This window comes from Kitasatospora xanthocidica (assembly GCF_014656195.1).
Taxonomy (GTDB): domain Bacteria; phylum Actinomycetota; class Actinomycetes; order Streptomycetales; family Streptomycetaceae; genus Kitasatospora; species Kitasatospora xanthocidica.
This window is the reverse complement of record NZ_BNBY01000026.1, coordinates 21108-40653: the sequence shown is the minus strand read 5'-3', so window position 1 is coordinate 40653 and position 19546 is coordinate 21108. Positions and strand designations below refer to the sequence as shown.

Genomic DNA, 19546 nt, shown 5'->3' with positions numbered 1-19546 from the left:
CCGCCCGCACCGCGCCGATCCGGCCGATCCGGCCGGCCGGGAGAAGGCGGAGCACAGCCTCCACCGTGGTGGCGGTTTCGGTTGCGTCCACCTCCGGCCACAGCCGTTCAGAGCCTTGGCGACAGGACGCTCCGTCGCAGCTCAGGACACATGCGGACCTCTCCGGACAGTCGGACGGACATGTGGCGGGGAAGGCACTGGGCGCCCCCTGCGAGTGCCGGAGGGACCGCTGCACCGGAACGCTGGACACCTCGGAGAGGAACGCCGGTTCCTCGGCCCTACCGCGGACTCTCGGCCCTACCGCAGGTCGCGGACGAGCCGGCTGACGGCCTGGGACAGGGCGAGGCCGTCGTCGCGGAAGTCCGGGATGTAGTACTCGCGGATGGCGCGGGCCACGTCGTAGCCGGCGTCGGCGTCGAACAGCTCCCAGCGCAGCAGCCGCTCGTGGGCGACGATGCGGATCGGGAAGAGCTTGCGGGTCCCGCTCTCCCGTTCCGCCCGTACGGCCCGGCCGATCTCGGTGGCCACCCAGTTGCTGGCCATGCTGGCCTCGGAGAGCACGAGGATCATCCGTCCGCGCCGCTGGATCTCCTCGGTGACCTGCTCCAGGATCGTGCGTCCGCCGCGGATGTCGTGCGGCGCGAACCAGGTGTCCACGCCGTTGGCCTCCAGCTGGTCGCGCAGCGTGGCGGCGAAGGGCTCGTCGGCGGCGCTGTAGCTGATGAAGACGCTGGGCCGGGCCGGTTCGCGGGCACCGCGGGCGGTGTCGCGGTAGGCGCGTACGGTGGCCGGGTCGGCCCCGGCCTGTACGAGGAACCGTTCCAGGCCGGCGAGGTCGCGGGTCAGCTCCCGGACGGCCTGGTCGTCCCGCAGTCGGTCGCGGGCGTGGTCCAGGGCCCGGCTGGTGAGGATGAAGGAGGCGGCGATGGTGCGCTCGTCGATCCGGCAGAGCCCGTTGACGGCCACCGGGTCCAGCGTGCTGGAGAGCAGCTTGGCGTCGGCGAAGACGTTGAATCCGAAGTGGGCGCCGTCGAAGCGGGCACCGCGGAAGGTGACCTCGTCGAAGACGGCCTGGACGAAGAACGCCTCGCGGTAGTTGCCGCCGAACGTTCCGCCGCGGAAGGTGGCCTTGAAGAAGTCGGCGGTGCCGAAGGCCGCCTGTTCGAGGTCGCAGTGCAGGAACCGGGCCTCGGTGAAGCTCGCCTGGATGGCGTTGATGCGGCGCAGGCGGCAGCCGCGGAACTCGCAGCGGTCGAAGGCGCCGAGGGCGAGGACGCAGTCGTCGAACTCGCAGTTGACGAAGACGGCGTCGCTGAGGTTCTCGCGGCCGAGCCGCAGCCCGGTGAACGTCCTGCCGTCGAACTCGCGGGTGCCGGCGGCGTACTCGGCGAGCAGGGCGCGGGTGGCCTGCTCGCCGCCGCGGTCGGCGTCGGCGTCACCGCCGGTGTCGGTCATGGACGGCCCCCGGGGTTCCTGCGGACGCGGGACGGACACATCGAACATAGCACCGGGGTAAGGAAGTTGGGCGCTATTCAGGGCCCCCCGAGACCCCCAGATCCCCCGAGACCCCAGGGCACCCTCCTAGAGTAACCAAAGGTTGCGCATCGCGGCGGGGCGACCTACCGTTGTACGCAACCAAAGGTTGCGCAAGGAGGAGAGCGGCATGGAGTACGGCAGCATCGCGCGGGAGATCCGCGTCGAGGCCACGCCCGAGGTGGTCTACGAGGTCATCAGCACGCCCGAACACCTGCGGGAGTGGTGGCCGGACGAGGCGGACCTCAAGCCGGTCCCGGGGGCCACCGGGGTCATCTCGTTCGGCGTGGGGACGCCGGACGTGAAGGTCGAACCGCTCACGGTGGTGGAGGCCGACCCGCCCCGGCGGTTCAGCTTCCGCTGGGTCTACGACGAGGGCCGGGCCGCGGCGCCGGGCAACTCGCTCCTGGTCACCTTCGACCTGGTCCCCTCGGACGGCGGCACCCTGCTGCGGTTCACCGAGACGGGGTTCCGGGAGAGGGGCTGGGAGGCGGCCGTCCTGGAGGAGGCCTACCGCGACCACGCCAGCGGCTGGGACCACTTCCTGCCCCGCCTCGTCACCCACGTCGCCCGAGTGGTGTCGCGCGCGTGAACGCGGCCCGCAACGCGCCCGGGAGCGTCGCCGTCGACGACGAGCTCTGGTCGGCGGTGGGAGACCCCATCCGGCGCCGGATGCTCGACCTGCTCCTGACCGGCGACGGCGGGACGGCGACCACCCTGAGCGAGCAGCTGCCGGTCACCCGGCAGGCGGTCGCCAAGCACCTCGGCGTGCTGGGCCGCGTCGGGCTCGTCCACGACACGCCGTCCGGACGCGAACGCCGCTACGAGGTCGACGAGGCCCAACTCGCCCGCGCGGTCGCCCAGTTGTCGTCGGTCGGCGCCGCCTGGGACGCCCGGCTGCACCGCATCAAGCGGATCGCCGAGGCCATCCAGCACGACCGGGACGAGCACGACCCGGACGACTGAGCCCACGGGCACGGACGGACGAACGCGCCCGGAAGCGGGCGCCCGCACGAGAGAGAGGTACCGCCATGGCGGACATCCTGAGGGCCGAGGGGTTCGCCCCTCGGCCCCCGGGGCCCCCGGCCCCGTACGGCTGGTCGGCAGGACGGGCTCAGCGGAAGTCGTCGGCGTGGTCGGCGGCCCACTGGGCGTAGGTGTGGGCCGGAGCGCCGGTGATCTTCTCGGCGATGACGGAGGTCGCGGCCGCGACGCCGTCGGCGGCGGCCCACTGGCTCACGATCGCCTCGGCCACGACCGGGTGCATGGTTCTGGCGACGTCCGCGCGGGCCTGCTCCTCGGAGACGCGTTCCACCCGGATGTGCCGGCCGACGGCCTCGCCGATGTGCTCGACCTGGCGTCGCAGGGTCAGGGACTCGGCCCCGTGGACGGTGTAGGCCTGGTGCGAGTGGCCCGGTTCGGTCAGGGCGGTCACCGCCAGCGCCGCGATGTCCTTCTCGTGCACCGGTGCCGACTGCGCGAGCGGATAGGGGAGGCGGACGACGCCGTCGGTGCGGATCGATTCGGCCCACCAGGTGCGGGTGTTGGCCGCGAACGTCCCCGGCCTGAGGAACGTCCAGTCCATGCCGGACCGTTGGACGGCCTGCTCGATCGTGCGGTTCAGGCGGGCGACCGGGTGGCCGGCGTCGGGGTCCAGGACGACCGCCACCGACGAGAGCAGCACCACCCGGCGGATCCCCGCGGCCGCGGCCGCCGCGGTGACCTTCTCGATGTCGTAGGGCTTCTGGGGGTCGAGCATGCCGTACAGGAACAGCTTGTCGCCGCCGTCGAACGCCGCGGGCAGCGTCTCGGGACGCGCCAGGTCGGCGACGACCGCTTCGCACCCGGGCGCCGTGCCCGCGGCCGGGGTCCGGTTGACCGCTCGGACCTGCTCACCGGCGGCCAGCAGGCCGTCGGCCACGTGACGGCCGACGTTTCCGCGGGCGCCTAGGACGACTGCCACCATGAGGGAACCTCCTGCTTGCTGTGGACGTGAACTGCCGTATCTGCGCGGTCGGTCGCGGGTGACGCGGGTGAGGGCTTCCGACGTGAGCGCCGGTCGCCGATGGCCGGTCAGGGCCGGATGTTCTCCAGGTCCGCCAGGAGGCCGGGGTGCTGCGGCTCCCAGCCGAGCACCTGCCGGGTGCGGGTGCTGGACGAGGGCTGGTCGGCCGTGAAGATCGGGCCGAGCGGGCCGTAGGTCTCCTGCGGCACCGGCTCGACCGGCAGGCCCAGCCGTCGGCCGATGACGGCCGCGATGTCCCGTACCGCGTCCCCCTCGTCGGCCACGGCGTGCCAGGCGGTACCGGCCTCCGCCCGTTCCAGGGCGAGCCGGAAGAGGACGGCCGCGTCGAGCGCGTGGACGGCAGGCCAGCGCTGGGTGCCGTCACCGGGGTAGCCGGAGACCCCGCTCCGGCGTGCGATGTCGGTCAGCAGACCGGCGAACCCGCCCGTGCCCTCGTTGTGCACCGTGCGCGGCAGGCGTACGGACGTGCTCCGGACCCCGCGCGAGGCCAGGCCCAGGACCGCCGTGACCGTGCGACCGCGGCCGCCGACCGGCCCGTCGGTCGGCACCGGGTCGGCCTCGGTGGAGGCACGGCCCGCCACCCGGGGCGTACCCGAGACGGTGACCAGGGGACGGCCGCTGCCGACGAGTTCCTCGCCGAGGGCGGTGAGAGCGGCGGTCTCCTCGGCGATGTTCCGGGCGAGGGCCTCGGGGCTGCTGAAGTCGTTGCCGAAGGCGAGGTGGATCACCCCGTCGGCCCGGGCGGCGCCGGAGCGCAGGACGTCCGGATCGGCGAGGCCTCCCCGCAGCGGCTCGGCGCCGGCCGCCTCTGCGGCCTGCGCGGAGGCCTCGGAGCGGGCGAGCGCGAGGACGGCGTGGCCCGCGCCGAGGAGTTCGGCGACGACGGCGGTACCGATCAGACCGGTGCCGCCGGTGACGAAGACGCGCATGGAACCCTCCCAGAAGTCATGGGACTCTTGTCCCATCACTGTAGCAGAGTGATGGGACAAGAGTCCCATCACATATGCTGAGCCCATGAGTCGATGGGAACCAGGTGCGCGTGAACGCCTCGTCGTGGCCGCGGTCGACCTGTTCACGGAGCAGGGGTACGACGCCACGACGGTCGCGCAGATCGCCGAGCGTGCCGGGGTCACCAAGAGCACCTTCTTCCGGCACTTCCCCGACAAGCGCGAGCTGCTGGTCGCCGGGCAGGAGACGCTGAGCCGGCTGCTGGCCGAGGGGATCGCCGACGCGCCCGGTGACGCCAGCCCGCTCGAGGCGGTCGCCGCAGGTCTTGAGCGCGCCTCGGCCGCGATGGGCCCCGGGAGCCGCGAGCTCGCCCCCCGCCTGAAGGCGGCCGTCGCCGCCAGCACCGAGCTCCAGGAGCGCGACACCCTCAAGACCGTCAGCCTCGCGGCCGCGATGACGACCGCTCTGGTCGCCCGCGGCGTGCCCGACCCGACCGCGGCCCTCGCCGGCGAGCTGGGCGTCCTCGCCTTCAAACGCGGCTACGCCGCATGGGCCGGGGACGACCGCGGCGCCGAGAACGAGCTCGCCGGGTACGCCCTGGCGGCCCTGGACGAACTGCGCGCGGCGAGCGCGTCACTGGGCTGACCGGACGCCGCCGAGGCGTGAAGCCGCGGGCACCGTGGCCGGCACCGTCGCGGGGCCCGGACGCCGTGCTCCGCCCTACCGGGCCCCGCCGCCGGGGGCCGGGGTGCGCGGTCGCAGGCGCTCCCCCTGCGGCCCGAACATGATCAGGTATTCGACCGGTCCGCCGGGTCCGGCGTTCGCGACCCCGTGGGCGGTGCGGGTGTCGAACTCGGCCACCTCCCCGGCGCTCAGCACGAGGTCCTGCTCGCCGAGCGCCAGCCACAGCCGCCCGTACAGGACGCACAGCCACTCGTACCCGTCGTGGGAGACCTGCCGCGGCCGCGCCGGCGGCGCGTCGACGGCAGGCAGGACGTGCTTGTGCGCGTGCAGGCCCCCGACGTACCGGGTCAGCGGCAGCACCTCCTTGCCGTCGCCGGAACGCCGCGGCACCGGGGCGCGCGGTCCGGCCGCCGTGGCGGGTCCGCTGCCGGCCGCCGCGGCGGGTGCGGTGCCGGCCAGCTCGTCCAGGGAGACGCCGTACGCCTTCGCGAGCCGCAGCAGCACCTCCAGGGTCGGCTTGCGCCGGCCGGTCTCGATCCGCGACAGCGTGCTCAGCGAGACGCCGGTCGCCAGGCTGACGCCGGTGAGGGTGGCGCCGTGCCGCTCGCGCGCGGCCCGCAGCCGGGGGCCCATGGCCGCCAGCGCGTCGGCAGTGCCGTCGTCCGTCACCGTCACCGTCGCCCCGCTCCCTCCGGCCGTGCCGCCTCCACCGCCCTGTCCTGCCAGTTTGCCAGAATGACAAGGGTGTTCGCGTCGCGCGGCCGCCGCGCCGCATGATCGGCGGGTAACCGCGGCCGCCCGTGAACCGAGGAGAAGCGATGCACCACCCCGCACCGTCCGCCGACCCGCGCCACCGCACCGTCGAGGCACCCGCCGGGCGCCTGCACCTGGTCGAGCAGGGCACCGGACCGCTGATCCTGCTCGTCCACGGCTTCCCCGAGTCCTGGTACTCCTGGCGCCGCCAGCTCCCGGCCCTCGCCGCAGCCGGGTACCGGGCCGTCGCCCTCGACGTGCGCGGCTACGGCCGCTCCTCCAAGCCGGCCGCGACGCACGCCTACCGGATGCTCGACCTGGTGGCGGACAACGTCGCCCTGGTCCGCGCCCTGGGCGAGGAGACGGCCGTGGTCGTCGGACACGACTGGGGCTCCCCCATCGCGGCGGCCTCCGCCCTGCTCCACCCCGAAGTCTTCCGCGCCGTCGCACTGCTGAGCGTCCCCTACACGCCGCCCGGCGGCCCCCGCCCCACCGACGTCTTCGCGCGGATGGGCGGCGACCAGGAGTTCTACGTCTCCTACTTCCAGGAACCCGGCCGGGCCGAAGCGGAGATGGAACCCGACCTCCGGGGCTGGCTCGCCGGCTTCTACGCCGCCATGTCCGCCGACACCATGCCCGCCCAGGACGAGCCCGACCCGCATTTCGTGACCCGCGCCGGCGGCCGGCTGCGCGACCGCTTCCCCGCCGGCAGACTGCCCGCCTGGCTGACCGAGGACGACCTCGACGTGTACGCCGGGGAGTTCGAGCGCACCGGCATGACCGGGGCCCTCAACCGCTACCGCACCATGGACCGCGACTGGCAGGACCTCGCCCCGTACAACGGAGCCCCGATCACACAGCCGTCCCTGTTCATCGGCGGCGCCCTCGACGCCTCCACGACCTGGATGGCCGACGCGATCGCCGCCCACCCGGCCACCCTCCCCGCCCTGACCTCCACCCACATCCTGGACGGCTGCGGCCACTGGATCCAGCAGGAACGCCCCGACGAGGTCAACCACCTGCTGACCACCTGGCTCGCCACCCTCCAGGACTGAACCGGCGGGCGCGGCTCACCGACTGGCTCCGCGGAAACCAGCCCGTGCCGACGATCCACCCCGTTCCCGGCTGCCCTGACTGCTGACGGACCCTCGGTCGGTCACGACCGGTCAGTCGGTGTCGGTGGCGGCCAGGACCGCGATCTCCCGGCCCCCGGGCCTGAGGGCCGCGACGGCGAGGTCCCAGGCGACGTCGTGGAACCACGGGGACGAGGTGCCGATGCGGAACCAGCTTGTCCGCCGGACGAGTTCGGCGACCTCGGCGACGGGGGCGTCCGCGGGGCTTCCGGTCAGGCCGCCGAGGGAGCGCCAGGCGGCCAGCCTTCCGTACGCGCCGTGGCGGGCCCGGCCGTAGGCCGGTGCGCGGACCGCGGCGGTGAGCAGGATCCGCAGCGAGAGGTCGGCGTCCGACGGGTGGAGCGTCGCCCGGGCCCCGTCCGCGGGCCAGGGGGTGAGCGGCAGGAGCTCGAAGACCGCCGGGAAATCCTCTCGCGCCACCGGGTCCATCAGCCAGAACTCCTGGGCGGCGACCGTGCCGTTGGAGTGGGCGAGCCAGTGTTCGACGGCCGCGCCCATGGCATCGGCCGTGGCCGGGACGCCGGTCTCGGTGGGATCGAGGGCGGCCGCCCGCCGACGCATCGACGGCGTGATCAGCGGCTCGTGCGGGTCGGCCGTCTCCCGCCAGACGGGGGGAACCATCCAGGTCCAGTCGTCCGCGGCTTCCGGTGGGCGCCGGAGCCCGTGCTCCTCGGGCAGGAGGCTCAGCGGCAGGACGGCGAGGGGGTGGTCCTCGGCCAGGAGGGTGTCGGCGAAGGCGCGCAGGGCCGGGTGGCCGTCCACCTCGCCCTGGACGAGCACCGACTCCTGGAGGAGGCACGCCGCGAACTCGCGCGCGAAGGCGGCCTCGGACACCCGGCCGAACACCGCGTCGGCGATGGTCTCGACGCGGTGGCCGCCGGCCACGACCGCGGCCAGGAAGCTCGGGGAGGCGGCCTGGTCGACGCCGCCGTGGTGCGGTGATTCCATGACGCGCACGAGGGCGCGCAGGCTTTCCGGCTCCGGGTGGGCCGCCAGGGCGTGGAGGGCCCAGTGGGCGACCGTGCCGCAGTGCCCCTTGCCGTCCTCCCCCGCGCCGACCCGGGCGGCCAGCTCCACCGCGAGGCCGCCGACCCAGTCGAACTCCCCGGCGGCGACCCGTGACTCGACCTCGGCGCGGAGGACGAAGACCTCCGCGTCGTCGTCCTCGCACAGGGCGTCAACGGTTCGGGTGATGTCCTTGCCCATGGCGTGATTGTCTCCCGACGTGCGGGGCGGGGCGTGCCCCGGCCGGGCGGCGGCGGGCAGGGGCACCCACCGCCGTCCGGCCGTCCGGCCGGCCGTCCCCGGCTAGACGCTGTCCTGCGGGTGGTAGAGCTCCCGGGCGCGGGCCAGGTCGACGGGCCCGTCCGGGTGCAGGCGCAGGAAGAAGTCCAGCTGCCACGCCTGCGTACGGCCGGCCTGGCGGTTGGGAGGGGTCACCCAGGGCGGGTAGACGCGAAGGGCCCGCTTCCCACCCGAACCGTCCGCCGATACGACGCCGTGCCGGCGGAGCGCGTCCACGGGAAAGACAAACTGGCCGAAGCCGTGACCGTCGCGGGTGCTGATGACGAAGAGGTCGACGGGGTCCGTGACATCGAAGGGCTGGATGGGCCCGGCCGGGGACCTCTTCCAGACAGTGACGAACTGGCCGGCCTTGGTGGGGGTCGTCCTGGCCGCGCGAAACCGGACGGCGAGGCCGTCGAGGGTGAACTCGTGGGCGGCGTAATCGGCACTCTCGGATTCGGGCACCGGCTGCGAGCAGGAGAATCCGCAGCGGTCGTAGACGAGTGCCTTCGCCGCGACGAGATCTCCGTGGACCGGGGCGTTCCCCGGCCCGGGTTCCGGGCGGAGATCGGCTGAGTTCTCGCGGTCCGTGGTCATGCGCCCACTCTGTCACGGGTGGTGATCGGAGCGATCGGAGTGATCGGAACGACTCGGCCCCAGGACTAGGACAGCAGCTCCTCGGGGACGTCGGTGGCCCGGGTGAACACCGAGACCGGGTACTGGGTGTCGCAGTACTTGTTGCCGGTGGAGACCACGCCGATCACGACGCCGCCGACCATCAGCGGCCCGCCCGAGTCGCCCTTGCAGACGCTGTCCGTCGTGCCGGCCCGCGGCAGGCCGCAGACCTTGAGCAGCGGCGAGTCGTCGGGAAAGGTGTACGGGTCGCAGGAGGCCGGCGGGGCCTGCGTCAGCACCGCCTGCTTGAGGTGCGTACCGGGGCGGCCGTCCGGGCCGGTGCGGCCGAACCCCAGCAGCGTGGCCGTGCGGCCGTCCCGGTACAGCGCCTCGTCCCCCTGCCGCGCCACCCGGACCGGCTTCTGCGGCAGCGGACGGTCCAGGGTGAGGACGGCGGAGTCGTGCTGCAGGCCGGAGGTGTAGCGCGGGTCCACCCGGTACCCCTTCACCCGGCGGACCTGGCCGCCGGAGCCGGTCAGGTCGGTCCGCCCGGCGATCACCCGCAGCGAGGCCGGGTCGTCGGCCTCGGCGACGCAGTGACCCGCGGTCAGCACCTTGGTCGGCGCGATCAGCGCGCCGGTGCACCACTGCTCGCCCGCGGCGGTCTCCAGGGCCACGACGAACGGGTGGGCCTTGGTCGTGGTGTCCGATCCGCCGTGGACGGCGGCGGCCGGGGCGGCGGCGACGGCCACCAGTCCGGCGGCGGCCAGCAGGACGGTGGTCGGGCGTCGGTTCGAGGTGCGCATGAAGGGTCTTCCCCCTGGGGTCGGGTGCCGGTGGCGGGGCCGGGCTCGGTGCCGACCCGCCGTCGGTCCACAGACTGTCCCGGGCCCCGTCCCGCCCGCCAGCTCCGCCCGGCGATCCGGGACGCTGGAACAGCGTCATACCCCTTGACCTGCGGATTCGCCCCTTCCTGGAACGTCACGACGGAACGCGGTGCGTGCCGGAACAGGTGTGCCCGGAACGGGTGCGCGAGGGCTGGAGACCGACCCACGACAGGGGGCGGCCGCCGATCCCGGAAAGCACGAAACCGGGGCCCGCACCCTCAGGTGCGGACCCCGGTTCGCGCATGCGCGCCGGCGAATCAGGCGGGCGTGATGTTCTCCGCCTGCGGGCCCTTCTGGCCCTGCGTGACGTCGAAGGAGACCCGCTGGCCCTCCTGGAGCTCACGGAAGCCCTGGGCCGCGATGTTCGAGTAGTGGGCGAAGACGTCGGGGCCGCCGCCGTCCTGCTCGATGAAGCCGAAGCCCTTTTCGGCGTTGAACCACTTCACGGTTCCCTGTGCCATGACGTTCTCCTTCTGTAGGCAGAGGCCCCATCCGGAGACGCCGGAAAACAAATAATGTGCCTGGAGGAAAGCATTCCCGTCAGGCACACATAGTTCATGGGTACCACAACTGCGACTCCAAAAACCGTAGCACGATGCACTGGCTCATGGTCGATCATCGAGGCGTCGGAGTTCCTCGGAGTCATTCATTAATGTGATATTCATTCCGATTAGTTCGGACGGTTACCGCGGTGGCCGAACGGATCGCGCCGGACGGATCACACCGCCCGGCCGCGCGGTGTCCGTCAGCACGCGCAGGAGATGCCCGAGCGCGGGGCGGTCAGGTCGTCGATCGGGCGCTGCTCGGTGCCGGCCGCGGAGTCGTAGGCGAAGCCCTCGCGCACCCAGTACTCGAAGCCGCCGAGCATCTCCTTGACCCGGTAGCCGAGGCGGGCGAAGGCCAGCGCCGCGCGGGTCGCGCCGTTGCAGCCGGGGCCCCAGCAGTAGGTGACCACGGTCAGGGCCGGGTCGATGAGCTTCGGTGCCAGCTCGGCGATCCGCGCGGTGGGGATGTGGAGGGCGCCGGGGATGCGGCCCTGGTCCCAGGCGGCATCGCCGCGGGTGTCGACCACCACGACGCCGGGTGCGCCGGACGCCAGGTCGGTGTGGACGTCCGAGACGTCCGCCTCGAAGGCGAGACGGGCGGCGAAGTGGGCGGCGGCCTCGGCCGGGGCCGCGGCGGGCACGCTCAGGACGGCGCCGACGGTCTCGGTGGCAGCGGTGGCAGACATGGGGGCCTCGCGTTCGTGCTGGTCGGGACGGGTTCCGGTGGGCCGGGCCGGGTTCCCCCGGCCGGCGACGACTCCATCCTCCGGCCCCCGGGGCCGCCCCACGAGTGGCGTAAACGCCTGAGGCCGCCAAGATCCCGCCAGCCGCCCGGAGTGCCGGAGTGCCCCTCGCCGGAGCGCCCCTCGCCGGAGCGCCCCTGGCCGGGCACTCCCCCGCGCCCTTCCCGGACCCCCTACCCGTTCAGGTGCGCCGCAGCGTGGCCGTGGCGATCTCCAGGAAGTCACGCACCAGCCTCTCCCGCCGGTCCGCGAGGACGGCCAGGCAGGTCTCGATCGCGGGGGCGTCGGTGACGGGACGGTGGGCCAGGTCGGGGCGGGAGTAGGAGCGCGCGACGCTCCGCGGGACCAGCGCGATGCCCTGCCCGGAGGCGATGAGCTCGAACTTCTCCTCGAGCGAGGAGGTCCGCCGCCTCGGCACGTCGAGCATCCGCTCGCCGTCGAGGTCCGCGGAGGTGAGCTCGTCCCGGCGCGCCAGCGGGTGCGCCGCGGGCATGCAGGCGACCCTGGGGTCCTGGCCGATCGGGATGGTGTGCAGCCCCGATTCGTCGAACGGCCGCCGCAGGTAGCCGACCTGGGACCGGCCGTCGCGCAGCGACGCGTCCGGCTCCCACCAGCGCGCCGGGACGACGTCGGTCTCGACGTCGGGGTGGCGCTGCGCGAACGCCCGGATCGCGTCGGCCACGTGGAGTCCGGGCGAGAAGGCGACGACGAGCCGCCGGGTGCCCCGGTCGGCGTCGTGCACGCGCTGCACCGCCGCGGCGACGGCCGCGAGGATCCCCTGCGCCTCCTGGTAGAGCTGCTTGCCCGCGGGGGTCAACTCCACCCGGCGCGTGGTCCGTTCGAGCAAGGTGCAGTCCAACTCCTGCTCGATGGCCCTGATTTGGCGGCTGAGTACCGGCTGGGTGATGTAGAGCTGTTCCGCCGCCCGGCCGAAGTGCCGGTGTTCGACCACCGCGACGAAGTAGCGGAGCTTGCGCAGGTCGAGATCCATGCCGAGAAGGTATCAACGGCCGGAAAGGGCATTGGACGCCGCGGGCGGGCCGCCCGGAGACTCGAAACATGATCGTCATCACCACTCCCACCGGCCAGATCGGCGGCCGGCTCCTCGACATCCTGCTCGACCTGGCCCCCGCCCGCGGCGAAGAGCTGCGCGTCGTCGTGCGCGACCCGGAGAAGCTTCCGGACGCGGTCCGCGCCCGGGGCGACGTCGACGTCGTCACCGGCTCGCACGGCGACGCGGAGGTCGTCGACCGGGCCTTCGCCGGCGCGGACGCCGTCTTCTGGGTGGTCCCGCCGACGCCGCGGCCGCCGAGCCTGGACGCCCTGTACCTCGACTTCACCCGCGCCGCCGCGAAGGCCGTCACGGCCCACGGCGTCGGACACGTCGTCGGCGTCTCGGCGCTCGGCCGCGGCACCCCCGTCGCCGGCCGCGCCGGGCTCGTGACGGCGTCGCTGGCCATGGACGACCTCATCGCGGGTACGGGCACGGCCTACCGGGCCCTCGCCTGCCCGAGCTTCATGGACAACCTGCTGCGGCAGGCGGCGACGATCCGTGACGACGGCGTGTTCACCGACATCGTCTCCGCCGACCGCAGGGCGCCCCTGGCCGCCACCGGGGACATCGCCGCGGCCGCCGCCGGCCTGCTGCTCGACCGGTCCTGGACGGGAGCGGGCGAGGTCCCAGTGCTGGGCCCCGAGGACCTTTCGGCGGACGACATGGCGCGCGTCCTGTCCGAGGTGCTCGGCCGCCCGGTCCGCTACGAGCGCCGGCCGCTCGACGACTTCCGCGCCGCGCTCACCGGACGGGGTGCCACGGAGGCGCTCGTGGAGGGCTACGTCGACATGATGCGCGCCAAGGAGGACGGCCTCGACGCCGGGGTGGAGCGGACCCCGCGGACCGCGAGCCCGACCACCTTCCGCCAGTGGTGCGAGGAGGTGCTCACTCCGGCGCTCCGGGCCTGAACGCCGAGCCGTACCGGCGGGCGCCGGCGCCGTACCGGGCAGGGGGCGCAGCCGGCCGGGGTCCCGGGGAGCAGGGGGTTGGTCCGCGGGGCCCCGGCCGTGTGGGAGGCCAGCCGCGCCATTGGGGGGGGAGGACGCGGCTGCTCTGCTCGGCGGCCCGACTGCGGTGGGGTCGCCGTGTCGGGAATGCTAGACCCCGGGTGGTGTGGTGAACAGTGCTGTGACCTGGGATTTTTCGGCCGCGAGCATGCCATCCGGAAGCCGCGGCTCCGGCTGTCGCCCCGCCCCCTGACCCCTGGGCCGCGCCCGAAGACCGGCCCCCGTCCACGCGGTCGCCCCCGTACCGCGGGCCTCGTGATCGTTTTCGACGGCAGGCCGCTGACCTGCTAGTCTTCTTCTCGTCGCGAGGGAGATGATTCCTCGTCAGGCGTCAGCGGTGCTACCAGAGCACGCCCTACTTTCAGTAGGGAGAGTCCGTGCGACCCGGGCCTGGCGCTCCACAGTCGGACGAGGTCCGGTACCCACTCGGGTACCGGACCTCGTCCGCGTTCACGGACGGCCCGCGGGCCGGGCCCGTGACACGGCATCACCTGCTCCTGACCGGCTGTCCGGGGAGGGGCGCGGGGTCGACGCCGGTCAGGTCTCGGCTGGCGTCCCAGAGGCGGGCCGCGACGGAGGTGTCGGCGAGGTGGGGCCAGAGCGGTTCGCGCCGGGGGGTGCCGCGTAGGCCGAAGGCGCGTGGTCCCCAGAGCTGGCCCCCGCGTACGGCCGGGTCGAGCACGGCCCGGACGGCGGGCCAGGCGCCGGCGTGCTTGCCCTGGACGAGGAGGGCCGCGGGGGCCGCGCCCAGCCGGGCGCCGGTGGTCCGGACGTGGACCGGCGGCCGTGCGGGGGTGAGGGAGTCCAGCGCGCCGCCGGGGTGGACCACCACGCTCGTCACCGTGCTGCCGGCGGCGCGCAGGCGGCGGTCGAGTTCGAGGCCGAAGTACATCTGGGCCAGCTTGGAGCGCCCGTAGGCGCGCTTGGGCCGGTAGTCGTCGCGGGACTGCAGGTCGTCCGGGTCGAGCCGCTCGGACTTGGCCGCGAAGCTGCCCGTGGTGACGATCCGGGCCGCCGGAGCGGCCGTCAGCAGCGGCATCAGCCACCGGGTCAGGGCGAAGTGCCCGAGGTGGTTCGTGCCGAACATCAGCTCGTGGCCGTCGCGGGTCTCCGTGCGCGGCGGGTCGTCGAGCGCGACGCCGGCGTTGTGGACCACCGCGTCGAGGCGTTCCACCCGCAGTGATTCCGCGACGGTCCGCAGCGACGGGAGGTCGGCGAGGTCCAGCCGGACGGCCCGCACCCGCGCTCCGGGCACGCGCGCGCGGATCGAGGCCGTGGCGTCCTCGGCCTTCGCGGGGTTGCGGCTGCCGAGGACGACGGTCGCCCCGGTCGCCGAGAGCTGCTCGGCGACGAAGTACCCGATGCCGGCGTTGCCGCCGGTGACCAGGAAGACGCTGCCGTCGGCACGCGGCAGCCGGTGGACGTTCCAGGGCGGGGTGGAGGATGCGGATGGCACGGTGACGGGGCTCCCTTGCTGGTGGCGAAAGCCGCGGCTGCTCGCCGGGCGACTCGCGGCCCACGGTTCCAGCGGCCACCGGCATCCCGCCCACAGACGGCCCACAGGCGGCCCACAGACCGCTGGCAGCCCGCCTGCAGCCCTGTCGGACGGCCGGCGGCCCGAACGGGTTCGGGCCGCCGGTCCGGCGGGACGTCAGACCCGCACGACGGTCAGGACGCGCACTCGCGGCAGATGGGCTGACCGTTCTTGTCCTCACCGGCGAGTTGCGCGCGGTGGTGGACCAGGAAGCAGGTCATGCAGGTGAACTCGTCCGCCTGCAGGGGCACGACCCGGACGGTGAGCTCCTCCCCGGACAGGTCGGCACCCGGGAGCTCCAGCCCTTCGACGGCCTCGGGCTCCACGTCGACGGTGGAACTCTGCTTGTCGTCGCGCCGGCCCTTCAGTGCCTCGATGCTTTCGTCGTTGCTCTCGTCGCCGGTGTCGCGGGGGGCGTCGTAGTCGGTTGCCACTGTGCTGTCTTCTCCTCAAGGGTCGCTTCCGGCGGACGGGTCGTACCGCCCGCCGGTCCGCACGGTGCCGGCCGACGCGTGGTCGTCCCGCCCGTGGCGCACCACCATCCCATCTGTCGGGCCCGGCCGCCGCGCGACGGACGGGTGGCGATCGTCTCGTCCGGGCCGGGGCCGGCCGAAACCCGGGGGCGAGGCGGTCCTGACCCAGGCCCGGCCGGGCCGGTGACGGTCAGTCCTGGCCGGCGGCGAAGGGCCCCTCGTCGACGAAGCGGCGCAGCAGGCGGGCGAAGGCCTGGGCGTCGGCCTGCGGCCAGGTGGCGAGCGACTCCTCGATGCCGGTGGCGAGCCGCTGCCGGGTGGCCTCGACGGCGGTGCGGCCGTCGTCGGTGAGGGCGAGCAGGGTGGCGCGGCCGTCGGCCGGGTCGGGCTGGCGCCGCAGGAGGCCGGCCTGTTCGAGGCGGTCGGCGCGGCGGGTGACGGTGGTGCGGTCGAGTCCGATCTCGCGGCCCAGGTCGGCGGCGCTGTACGGGCCGGTGCGGGCCAGGCCGCTGAGGACCGGGTAGGTGAGTTCGTCGACCGCCTCCCCCAGTCCTTCGGTCAGGCGGGTGTAGACGCGGGCTCGGGTGCTGCGGCGCAGGAGCAGCCCGAGGGCGTCGGCGATGTCGTGTCCGGTCGGGTTCTTCACCCCTGCAGATTAGCGTGCTCGGCGCACGCTTTTCCTGGTACAGTCATAAGCGTGCTTCAGGCACGCATCTTCATCATCCACCGCGGGCCGCTCCCGAGCGTTTCCGAGCGCTCCCGCACGCCTCCGAAGGAATCCCCGTGAACCACACCGACGTCCGCGCCGCCCTCACCGACCTGCTGCTCACCCCGGGCCTCGACCTGGACGAGGCCGCCGACCGGCACTTCGCGCCCGACTACCGCCAGCGCACCGACGGAGAGTGGGCCGACCGCGCCGAGTTCCTGGCCCACATCGCCCACCTGCGCACCGTCGTCGCCGACGGCTCCGTCGAGGTCCACGACGAACTCGCCTCCGGCGACCGCTACGCCGACCGCCACACCATGACCATCGTCAAGACCGACGGGTCCACCGCCCGCATCGAGGTCTACGTCTTCGCCGAGTTCGCCCCCGACGGCCGCTTCCGCCGCATCGAGGAGACCACCCTCATGCTCGAAGGCACCGAGCACGACCGGAACCTCGGCAGCGCCCGCTGATCCCCCGGCACGAAGCGCACCCTGCGCGGGAAGTCGGCCCCGCCGACTTCCCGCGCGCCCCGGTGCCGCACGGTGGCCCGCGTGCGGGAGCGCACGACGGGCGCGCGGGCGCCCGCGCGCGACGGCACGGCCGGCGGCGAGGGTGCCGGTGACGCCCCTGACCAGGAGGTCCGGACGGGACGGGCGGTGCGTACGATGCCTCGCTGTGGGGGAAACGGGAAGGGACGTCCGGCCGTGGCCGGCGCGGGCGTTGGCGGTGGCGGTCGGAGCCGCCCTGGTGGCGGTGCACCTCTTGAAGGGGCTGGCGCGCGTACCGGCGCAGCCGGGTGCGGGGGCCGCGGTCGTGGCGGCCTGCCTCGCCCTGGTGGTGCTGCAGTCGCGGCACACCCGGCCCGGCGCGGACGGCGGGCCCGTACGGGCGGGCTGGACGGTCGCGGAGCTGGCGGTGGCCTTCCTCGCGGTCGGTCCGCTCGGGGTCTCGGTCGGCCTGCTCTGCCTGCCCGCCGCCTCCCTGCTGCTGGAACGCCGCCGGCCGCTGCGCCGGCTGCTGCTGCCGCCGTTCGTGGGGGCCGCCGTCCTGGCCGCGGCGGTGCGGTCCGCGTCCGTCCGGGACACCGTCGACCTGCTGCTGACGGTCGCGCTCGGCGGCGTCATGCTGTACACCGTCACCCGGCTCGCGCTGCTGGCGGCCGGCGTCCACGCCGCGCGGCTCACGCTGGCGGCCTCCGCGGTCACCGACGAGCGGCTGCGCATCGCGTCGAGCCTGCGCAGCGAGCTGTCCGAAGGGCTCGCCCGGATCCGGGGCCTGGCCGTGCGGGCGGACCCGTCGGTCCTGGACCCGCTGATCGCCGTGGCCCGCGGGACGCTCGCGGCCGCCCGGGCCACCACCGCCGAGCTGCGCAGCCTCTCGCTGGCCCCGGAGGCGGCCAGCGCCCGGGCGCTGCTGGCCTCCGCCGGCGTCGCGGCCGACATCCGGATCGGGCACCGCGAGCCGCTGGGACCGGCCGGGACCGTGCTCGCGACGGTGCTGCGCGAGTCGGTCACGGCGGTCGTCCGGGTCGGGGACGCCCGCCGCTGCGAGGTCAGCACCGGTGAGCGGGCCGGGCGGGTGGTGCTGCGCGTGGTCAGCGACGGCATGCCGACGGCCGCGCTCGGCGCGGACCTCCTGGACGACCTCGCGGACCGGGTCCGGGCCGTGGGCGGCCGGCTGACGGCGGGTCTGGAGCCGGACGGGCGCTTCGCCGTGGAGGCGTCCGTCGCCGCCACGGCCGCCCCGCGGGCCGCCGCCGACCCGTCCGAGCTGCGGACCGCGCTCGGCCTCTACTACTTCCTCCTCGCCGCCTTCGGCGCCAGGGTGCTGCTGTTCGTTCCGGCGACGGTGTCCGGCCTGGGTCTCGGCGTGGCGTGTGTGCTGGCGTTCTGCGCCGTCCAGGTCCGCGTCTCGGTCCACGGCGTGACCCGGCACCTTCGCTCCGCCCTGCTCGCCTCGGCGGTCCTCGCCCTGGTGCCGCTGCCCTGGCTGGGCCGGAACTGGATCGGGGCGGCCGGCATCCTGGCCGGCTCGCTGCTGGTCGCCCTGCCGCTGCGCGCCGGTGCGGCCGCGGCCGCCGTGCTGGTGGTGGCCGCCGGGGTGATCGGCGGGGGCGCTCCGGTGTCCGGACTGTCGGCGCTGTCGGCGCTGTCGACCACGGTCAGCGTGATGATCACCTGTGTGGTGGTGTACGCGGTGCTGCGGCTGGTCAGGCTGGTGCGGGAGTTCCAGCGGGCGGGTGCCGGGCTGGCCCGCGCCGCCGTGGTCACCGAGCGCCTGCGCGCCGCCCGGGACCTGCACGACCTGCTCGGGCACGGTCTGGCCGCGATCGTGCTCAAGGCCGAGCTCGCGCGACGGCTCGCGGACGTCGCCGGGGGTGGCATCGGGGACGCCGCCGGGGGTGGCAGCGGGGGTGACAGCGGGGGTGACAGCGGGGACGCCGCCGAGGCGGCCGGTGAGCGTTGCCGTGCCGAGCTCGCGGACATCGTGCGGCTGGCCGAGCGGGGGCAGAGCGAGCTGGGGGCGGTGGCCGAGGAGAGCCCCCGGCTGTCCTTCGCCGCCGAACTCACGTCGGCGGCGGCGGTCCTGGAGGCGGCCGCCATCACCGTGGAGCTGGAGGACGTCCCGGTGCCGGGCGAGGCGGGGGCCGTGCTGGGCGTGGCCCTGCGCGAGGCCGTGACCAACATCCTGCGGCACAGCCACGCCCGCCATGCGCGGATCGCCACCTCCGTCACCGGCGACGTGGCGCGCCTGGAGGTGGAGAACGACGGCGTCCGCGAGGGCGTCACCGCACCCGGCTCCGGGATCGGCGGGCTGACGGTCCGCCTCGCCGAGGCGGGCGGCACCCTGACCGCCGGCCCGGACGACGGCTGGTACCTGCTCCGGGCCGAGCTGCCGCTGCACTGCCCCTGAACCGACCGTACGGTCAGCCCCGGCCCCGGCCGGCCTACGCCGTCAGCCAGCCCGCCTCCCGCGCGATGCGCACCGCGTCCGTCCGGTTGCGGGCGTTCAGTTTGCCGACGACGGCGGTGAGCACGTTGCGCACCGTCCCCGTCGACAGGTGCAGCCGCGCGGCGATCTCGGGCGGTTCGGCGCCCTCGGCCAGCTCCCGCAGCACGTCGTTCTCGCGCGGCGTGAGCGGATTGTCCGCCAGGTCCCAGGCCGCCACGGCCAGCGACGGGTCCAGCACCCGCCCGCCGGCGGCGACCTGGCGGATGGCCGCGACCAGGTCCGCCGGCGGGGCGGTCTTCAGCAGGAAGCCGTCGACCTTCGCGTCCAGGGCCCGGCGCAGCAGCCCGGGACGGCCGAGGGAGGTCAGCATCAGCGTCCGGCAGTGCGGCAGCTTCTCCTTGAGCGCGGCGGCGGCCTGCAGGCCGTCCGTCCGGCCCGGCATCTCGATGTCGAGGACCGCGACGTCGGGGGTGAAGACCAGTGCGCGGGGCACCACGTCGTCGGCCGAGTCCGCCTGTGCGACGACCCGGAGGTCGGGTTCCAGTTCCAGGAGTGCCACCAGGGCGCCGCGCACCACGTGCTGGTCCTCGGCCAACAGGAGTTTGATCATGCTCCGACCCTACCCGTGACGATGTCACGGGTGGCCCGTGATCCCCTCCCTGGGACGGG

The 19546-nt window shown here is 74.4% G+C and carries 21 protein-coding genes; 7 read left to right on the top strand and 14 right to left on the bottom strand.

Features of this window, described 5'->3' with window-relative positions:
• Positions 1-297 precede the first annotated feature (297 nt).
• The gene (locus IE332_RS32010) at positions 298-1455 is read right to left on the bottom strand and encodes a toll/interleukin-1 receptor domain-containing protein (RefSeq protein WP_189923312.1); all 1158 of its coding nucleotides are present in this window, start codon (positions 1453-1455) and stop codon (positions 298-300) included.
• Between the two features lie 208 nt (positions 1456-1663).
• On the opposite strand from IE332_RS32010, the gene IE332_RS32005 reads away from it, so the two are divergent.
• Together IE332_RS32005 and IE332_RS32000 are read left to right on the top strand one after the other, a co-directional pair.
• Positions 1664-2125, top strand: a complete 462-nt coding sequence (locus IE332_RS32005; RefSeq protein WP_189923309.1) for an SRPBCC family protein — start codon at positions 1664-1666, stop codon at positions 2123-2125.
• Positions 2122-2499 (top strand): ArsR/SmtB family transcription factor, encoded by a 378-nt coding sequence (locus tag IE332_RS32000; RefSeq protein WP_268256652.1) that lies wholly within the window; start codon positions 2122-2124, stop codon positions 2497-2499. The genes IE332_RS32005 and IE332_RS32000 overlap by 4 nt, the downstream gene beginning before the upstream one ends.
• A gap of 148 nt (positions 2500-2647) precedes the next feature.
• Here IE332_RS32000 and IE332_RS31995 read toward each other — a convergent pair whose 3' ends face one another.
• Positions 2648-3499, bottom strand: a complete 852-nt coding sequence (locus IE332_RS31995; protein ID WP_189923307.1) for an SDR family oxidoreductase — start codon at positions 3497-3499, stop codon at positions 2648-2650.
• A gap of 107 nt (positions 3500-3606) precedes the next feature.
• Positions 3607-4488, bottom strand: coding sequence for an SDR family oxidoreductase (locus IE332_RS31990; protein WP_189923305.1), 882 nt, complete (start codon positions 4486-4488; stop codon positions 3607-3609).
• Positions 4489-4573: 85 nt separating this feature from the next.
• Here IE332_RS31990 and IE332_RS31985 point away from each other — a divergent pair, with 85 nt between their 5' ends.
• Entirely contained in the window at positions 4574-5152 is a 579-nt protein-coding gene (locus IE332_RS31985; RefSeq protein ID WP_189923303.1) for a TetR/AcrR family transcriptional regulator, read from the top strand.
• A gap of 75 nt (positions 5153-5227) precedes the next feature.
• Here IE332_RS31985 and IE332_RS31980 read toward each other — a convergent pair whose 3' ends face one another.
• Positions 5228-5824, bottom strand: coding sequence for a helix-turn-helix domain-containing protein (locus tag IE332_RS31980; protein WP_189923444.1), 597 nt, complete (start codon positions 5822-5824; stop codon positions 5228-5230).
• Positions 5825-6009: 185 nt separating this feature from the next.
• Between IE332_RS31980 and IE332_RS31975 the strand changes: the two genes are divergently transcribed.
• Complete coding sequence (locus IE332_RS31975) at positions 6010-6999, top strand: alpha/beta fold hydrolase (RefSeq protein WP_189923301.1); 990 nt, start codon at positions 6010-6012, stop codon at positions 6997-6999.
• A gap of 111 nt (positions 7000-7110) precedes the next feature.
• Here the strand turns inward: IE332_RS31975 and IE332_RS31970 are convergent, their stop codons facing one another.
• From IE332_RS31970 to IE332_RS31945, 6 genes are all read right to left on the bottom strand, one after another.
• Positions 7111-8283 (bottom strand): DUF6183 family protein, encoded by a 1173-nt coding sequence (locus tag IE332_RS31970; RefSeq protein ID WP_189923299.1) that lies wholly within the window; start codon positions 8281-8283, stop codon positions 7111-7113.
• A gap of 102 nt (positions 8284-8385) precedes the next feature.
• Positions 8386-8958, bottom strand: a complete 573-nt coding sequence (locus IE332_RS31965; RefSeq protein WP_189923297.1) for a MepB family protein — start codon at positions 8956-8958, stop codon at positions 8386-8388.
• Between the two features lie 65 nt (positions 8959-9023).
• Positions 9024-9782, bottom strand: a complete 759-nt coding sequence (locus tag IE332_RS31960) for a S1 family peptidase (RefSeq protein WP_189923295.1) — start codon at positions 9780-9782, stop codon at positions 9024-9026.
• 338 nt (positions 9783-10120) lie between these two features.
• Positions 10121-10324 (bottom strand): cold-shock protein, encoded by a 204-nt coding sequence (locus IE332_RS31955; RefSeq protein WP_189923292.1) that lies wholly within the window; start codon positions 10322-10324, stop codon positions 10121-10123.
• A gap of 284 nt (positions 10325-10608) precedes the next feature.
• Complete coding sequence (locus IE332_RS31950) at positions 10609-11094, bottom strand: rhodanese-like domain-containing protein (RefSeq protein WP_189923290.1); 486 nt, start codon at positions 11092-11094, stop codon at positions 10609-10611.
• A gap of 238 nt (positions 11095-11332) precedes the next feature.
• Entirely contained in the window at positions 11333-12142 is an 810-nt protein-coding gene (locus IE332_RS31945) for a LysR family transcriptional regulator (protein ID WP_189923288.1), read from the bottom strand.
• 68 nt (positions 12143-12210) lie between these two features.
• Between IE332_RS31945 and IE332_RS31940 the strand changes: the two genes are divergently transcribed.
• Positions 12211-13113, top strand: a complete 903-nt coding sequence (locus tag IE332_RS31940; protein WP_189923286.1) for an NAD(P)H-binding protein — start codon at positions 12211-12213, stop codon at positions 13111-13113.
• A 586-nt stretch (positions 13114-13699) separates the two neighbouring features.
• Here the strand turns inward: IE332_RS31940 and IE332_RS31935 are convergent.
• From IE332_RS31935 to IE332_RS31925, 3 genes are all read right to left on the bottom strand, one after another.
• On the bottom strand, positions 13700-14668 hold the full coding sequence (locus tag IE332_RS31935; protein WP_189923283.1) for an SDR family NAD(P)-dependent oxidoreductase: 969 nt from the start codon (positions 14666-14668) through the stop codon (positions 13700-13702).
• A 212-nt stretch (positions 14669-14880) separates the two neighbouring features.
• The gene (locus IE332_RS31930) at positions 14881-15180 is read right to left on the bottom strand and encodes a DUF4193 domain-containing protein (protein WP_189923281.1); all 300 of its coding nucleotides are present in this window, start codon (positions 15178-15180) and stop codon (positions 14881-14883) included.
• 229 nt (positions 15181-15409) lie between these two features.
• Positions 15410-15865, bottom strand: coding sequence for a MarR family winged helix-turn-helix transcriptional regulator (locus IE332_RS31925; RefSeq protein ID WP_189923279.1), 456 nt, complete (start codon positions 15863-15865; stop codon positions 15410-15412).
• A gap of 137 nt (positions 15866-16002) precedes the next feature.
• Between IE332_RS31925 and IE332_RS31920 the strand changes: the two genes are divergently transcribed.
• Both IE332_RS31920 and IE332_RS31915 read left to right on the top strand, forming a co-directional pair.
• The gene (locus tag IE332_RS31920) at positions 16003-16395 is read left to right on the top strand and encodes a nuclear transport factor 2 family protein (RefSeq protein WP_189923277.1); all 393 of its coding nucleotides are present in this window, start codon (positions 16003-16005) and stop codon (positions 16393-16395) included.
• Between the two features lie 256 nt (positions 16396-16651).
• Positions 16652-18838, top strand: a complete 2187-nt coding sequence (locus IE332_RS31915) for a sensor histidine kinase (protein WP_189923275.1) — start codon at positions 16652-16654, stop codon at positions 18836-18838.
• Positions 18839-18872: 34 nt separating this feature from the next.
• Here IE332_RS31915 and IE332_RS31910 read toward each other — a convergent pair whose 3' ends face one another.
• Positions 18873-19487, bottom strand: a complete 615-nt coding sequence (locus IE332_RS31910) for a response regulator transcription factor (protein WP_189923273.1) — start codon at positions 19485-19487, stop codon at positions 18873-18875.
• Between the last annotated feature and the right edge of the window lie 59 nt (positions 19488-19546).

What these genes read in the sequence shown, in the direction of transcription:
- IE332_RS31940 (WP_189923286.1), top strand. Translation starts at nt 12,211, where the DNA reads ATGATCGTCATCACCACTCCCACCGGCCAGATCGGCGGCCGGCTCCTC.
- IE332_RS31965 (WP_189923297.1), bottom strand. Translation starts at nt 8,958, where the DNA reads ATGACCACGGACCGCGAGAACTCAGCCGATCTCCGCCCGGAACCCGGG.
- IE332_RS31945 (WP_189923288.1), bottom strand. Translation starts at nt 12,142, where the DNA reads ATGGATCTCGACCTGCGCAAGCTCCGCTACTTCGTCGCGGTGGTCGAA.
- IE332_RS32005 (WP_189923309.1), top strand. Translation starts at nt 1,664, where the DNA reads ATGGAGTACGGCAGCATCGCGCGGGAGATCCGCGTCGAGGCCACGCCC.
- IE332_RS31955 (WP_189923292.1), bottom strand. Translation starts at nt 10,324, where the DNA reads ATGGCACAGGGAACCGTGAAGTGGTTCAACGCCGAAAAGGGCTTCGGC.
- IE332_RS31985 (WP_189923303.1), top strand. Translation starts at nt 4,574, where the DNA reads ATGAGTCGATGGGAACCAGGTGCGCGTGAACGCCTCGTCGTGGCCGCG.
- IE332_RS31970 (WP_189923299.1), bottom strand. Translation starts at nt 8,283, where the DNA reads ATGGGCAAGGACATCACCCGAACCGTTGACGCCCTGTGCGAGGACGAC.
- IE332_RS31950 (WP_189923290.1), bottom strand. Translation starts at nt 11,094, where the DNA reads ATGTCTGCCACCGCTGCCACCGAGACCGTCGGCGCCGTCCTGAGCGTG.
- IE332_RS31975 (WP_189923301.1), top strand. Translation starts at nt 6,010, where the DNA reads ATGCACCACCCCGCACCGTCCGCCGACCCGCGCCACCGCACCGTCGAG.
- IE332_RS31910 (WP_189923273.1), bottom strand. Translation starts at nt 19,487, where the DNA reads ATGATCAAACTCCTGTTGGCCGAGGACCAGCACGTGGTGCGCGGCGCC.
- IE332_RS31980 (WP_189923444.1), bottom strand. Translation starts at nt 5,824, where the DNA reads ATGGGCCCCCGGCTGCGGGCCGCGCGCGAGCGGCACGGCGCCACCCTC.
- IE332_RS32010 (WP_189923312.1), bottom strand. Translation starts at nt 1,455, where the DNA reads ATGACCGACACCGGCGGTGACGCCGACGCCGACCGCGGCGGCGAGCAG.
- IE332_RS31960 (WP_189923295.1), bottom strand. Translation starts at nt 9,782, where the DNA reads ATGCGCACCTCGAACCGACGCCCGACCACCGTCCTGCTGGCCGCCGCC.
- IE332_RS31990 (WP_189923305.1), bottom strand. Translation starts at nt 4,488, where the DNA reads ATGCGCGTCTTCGTCACCGGCGGCACCGGTCTGATCGGTACCGCCGTC.
- IE332_RS31995 (WP_189923307.1), bottom strand. Translation starts at nt 3,499, where the DNA reads ATGGTGGCAGTCGTCCTAGGCGCCCGCGGAAACGTCGGCCGTCACGTG.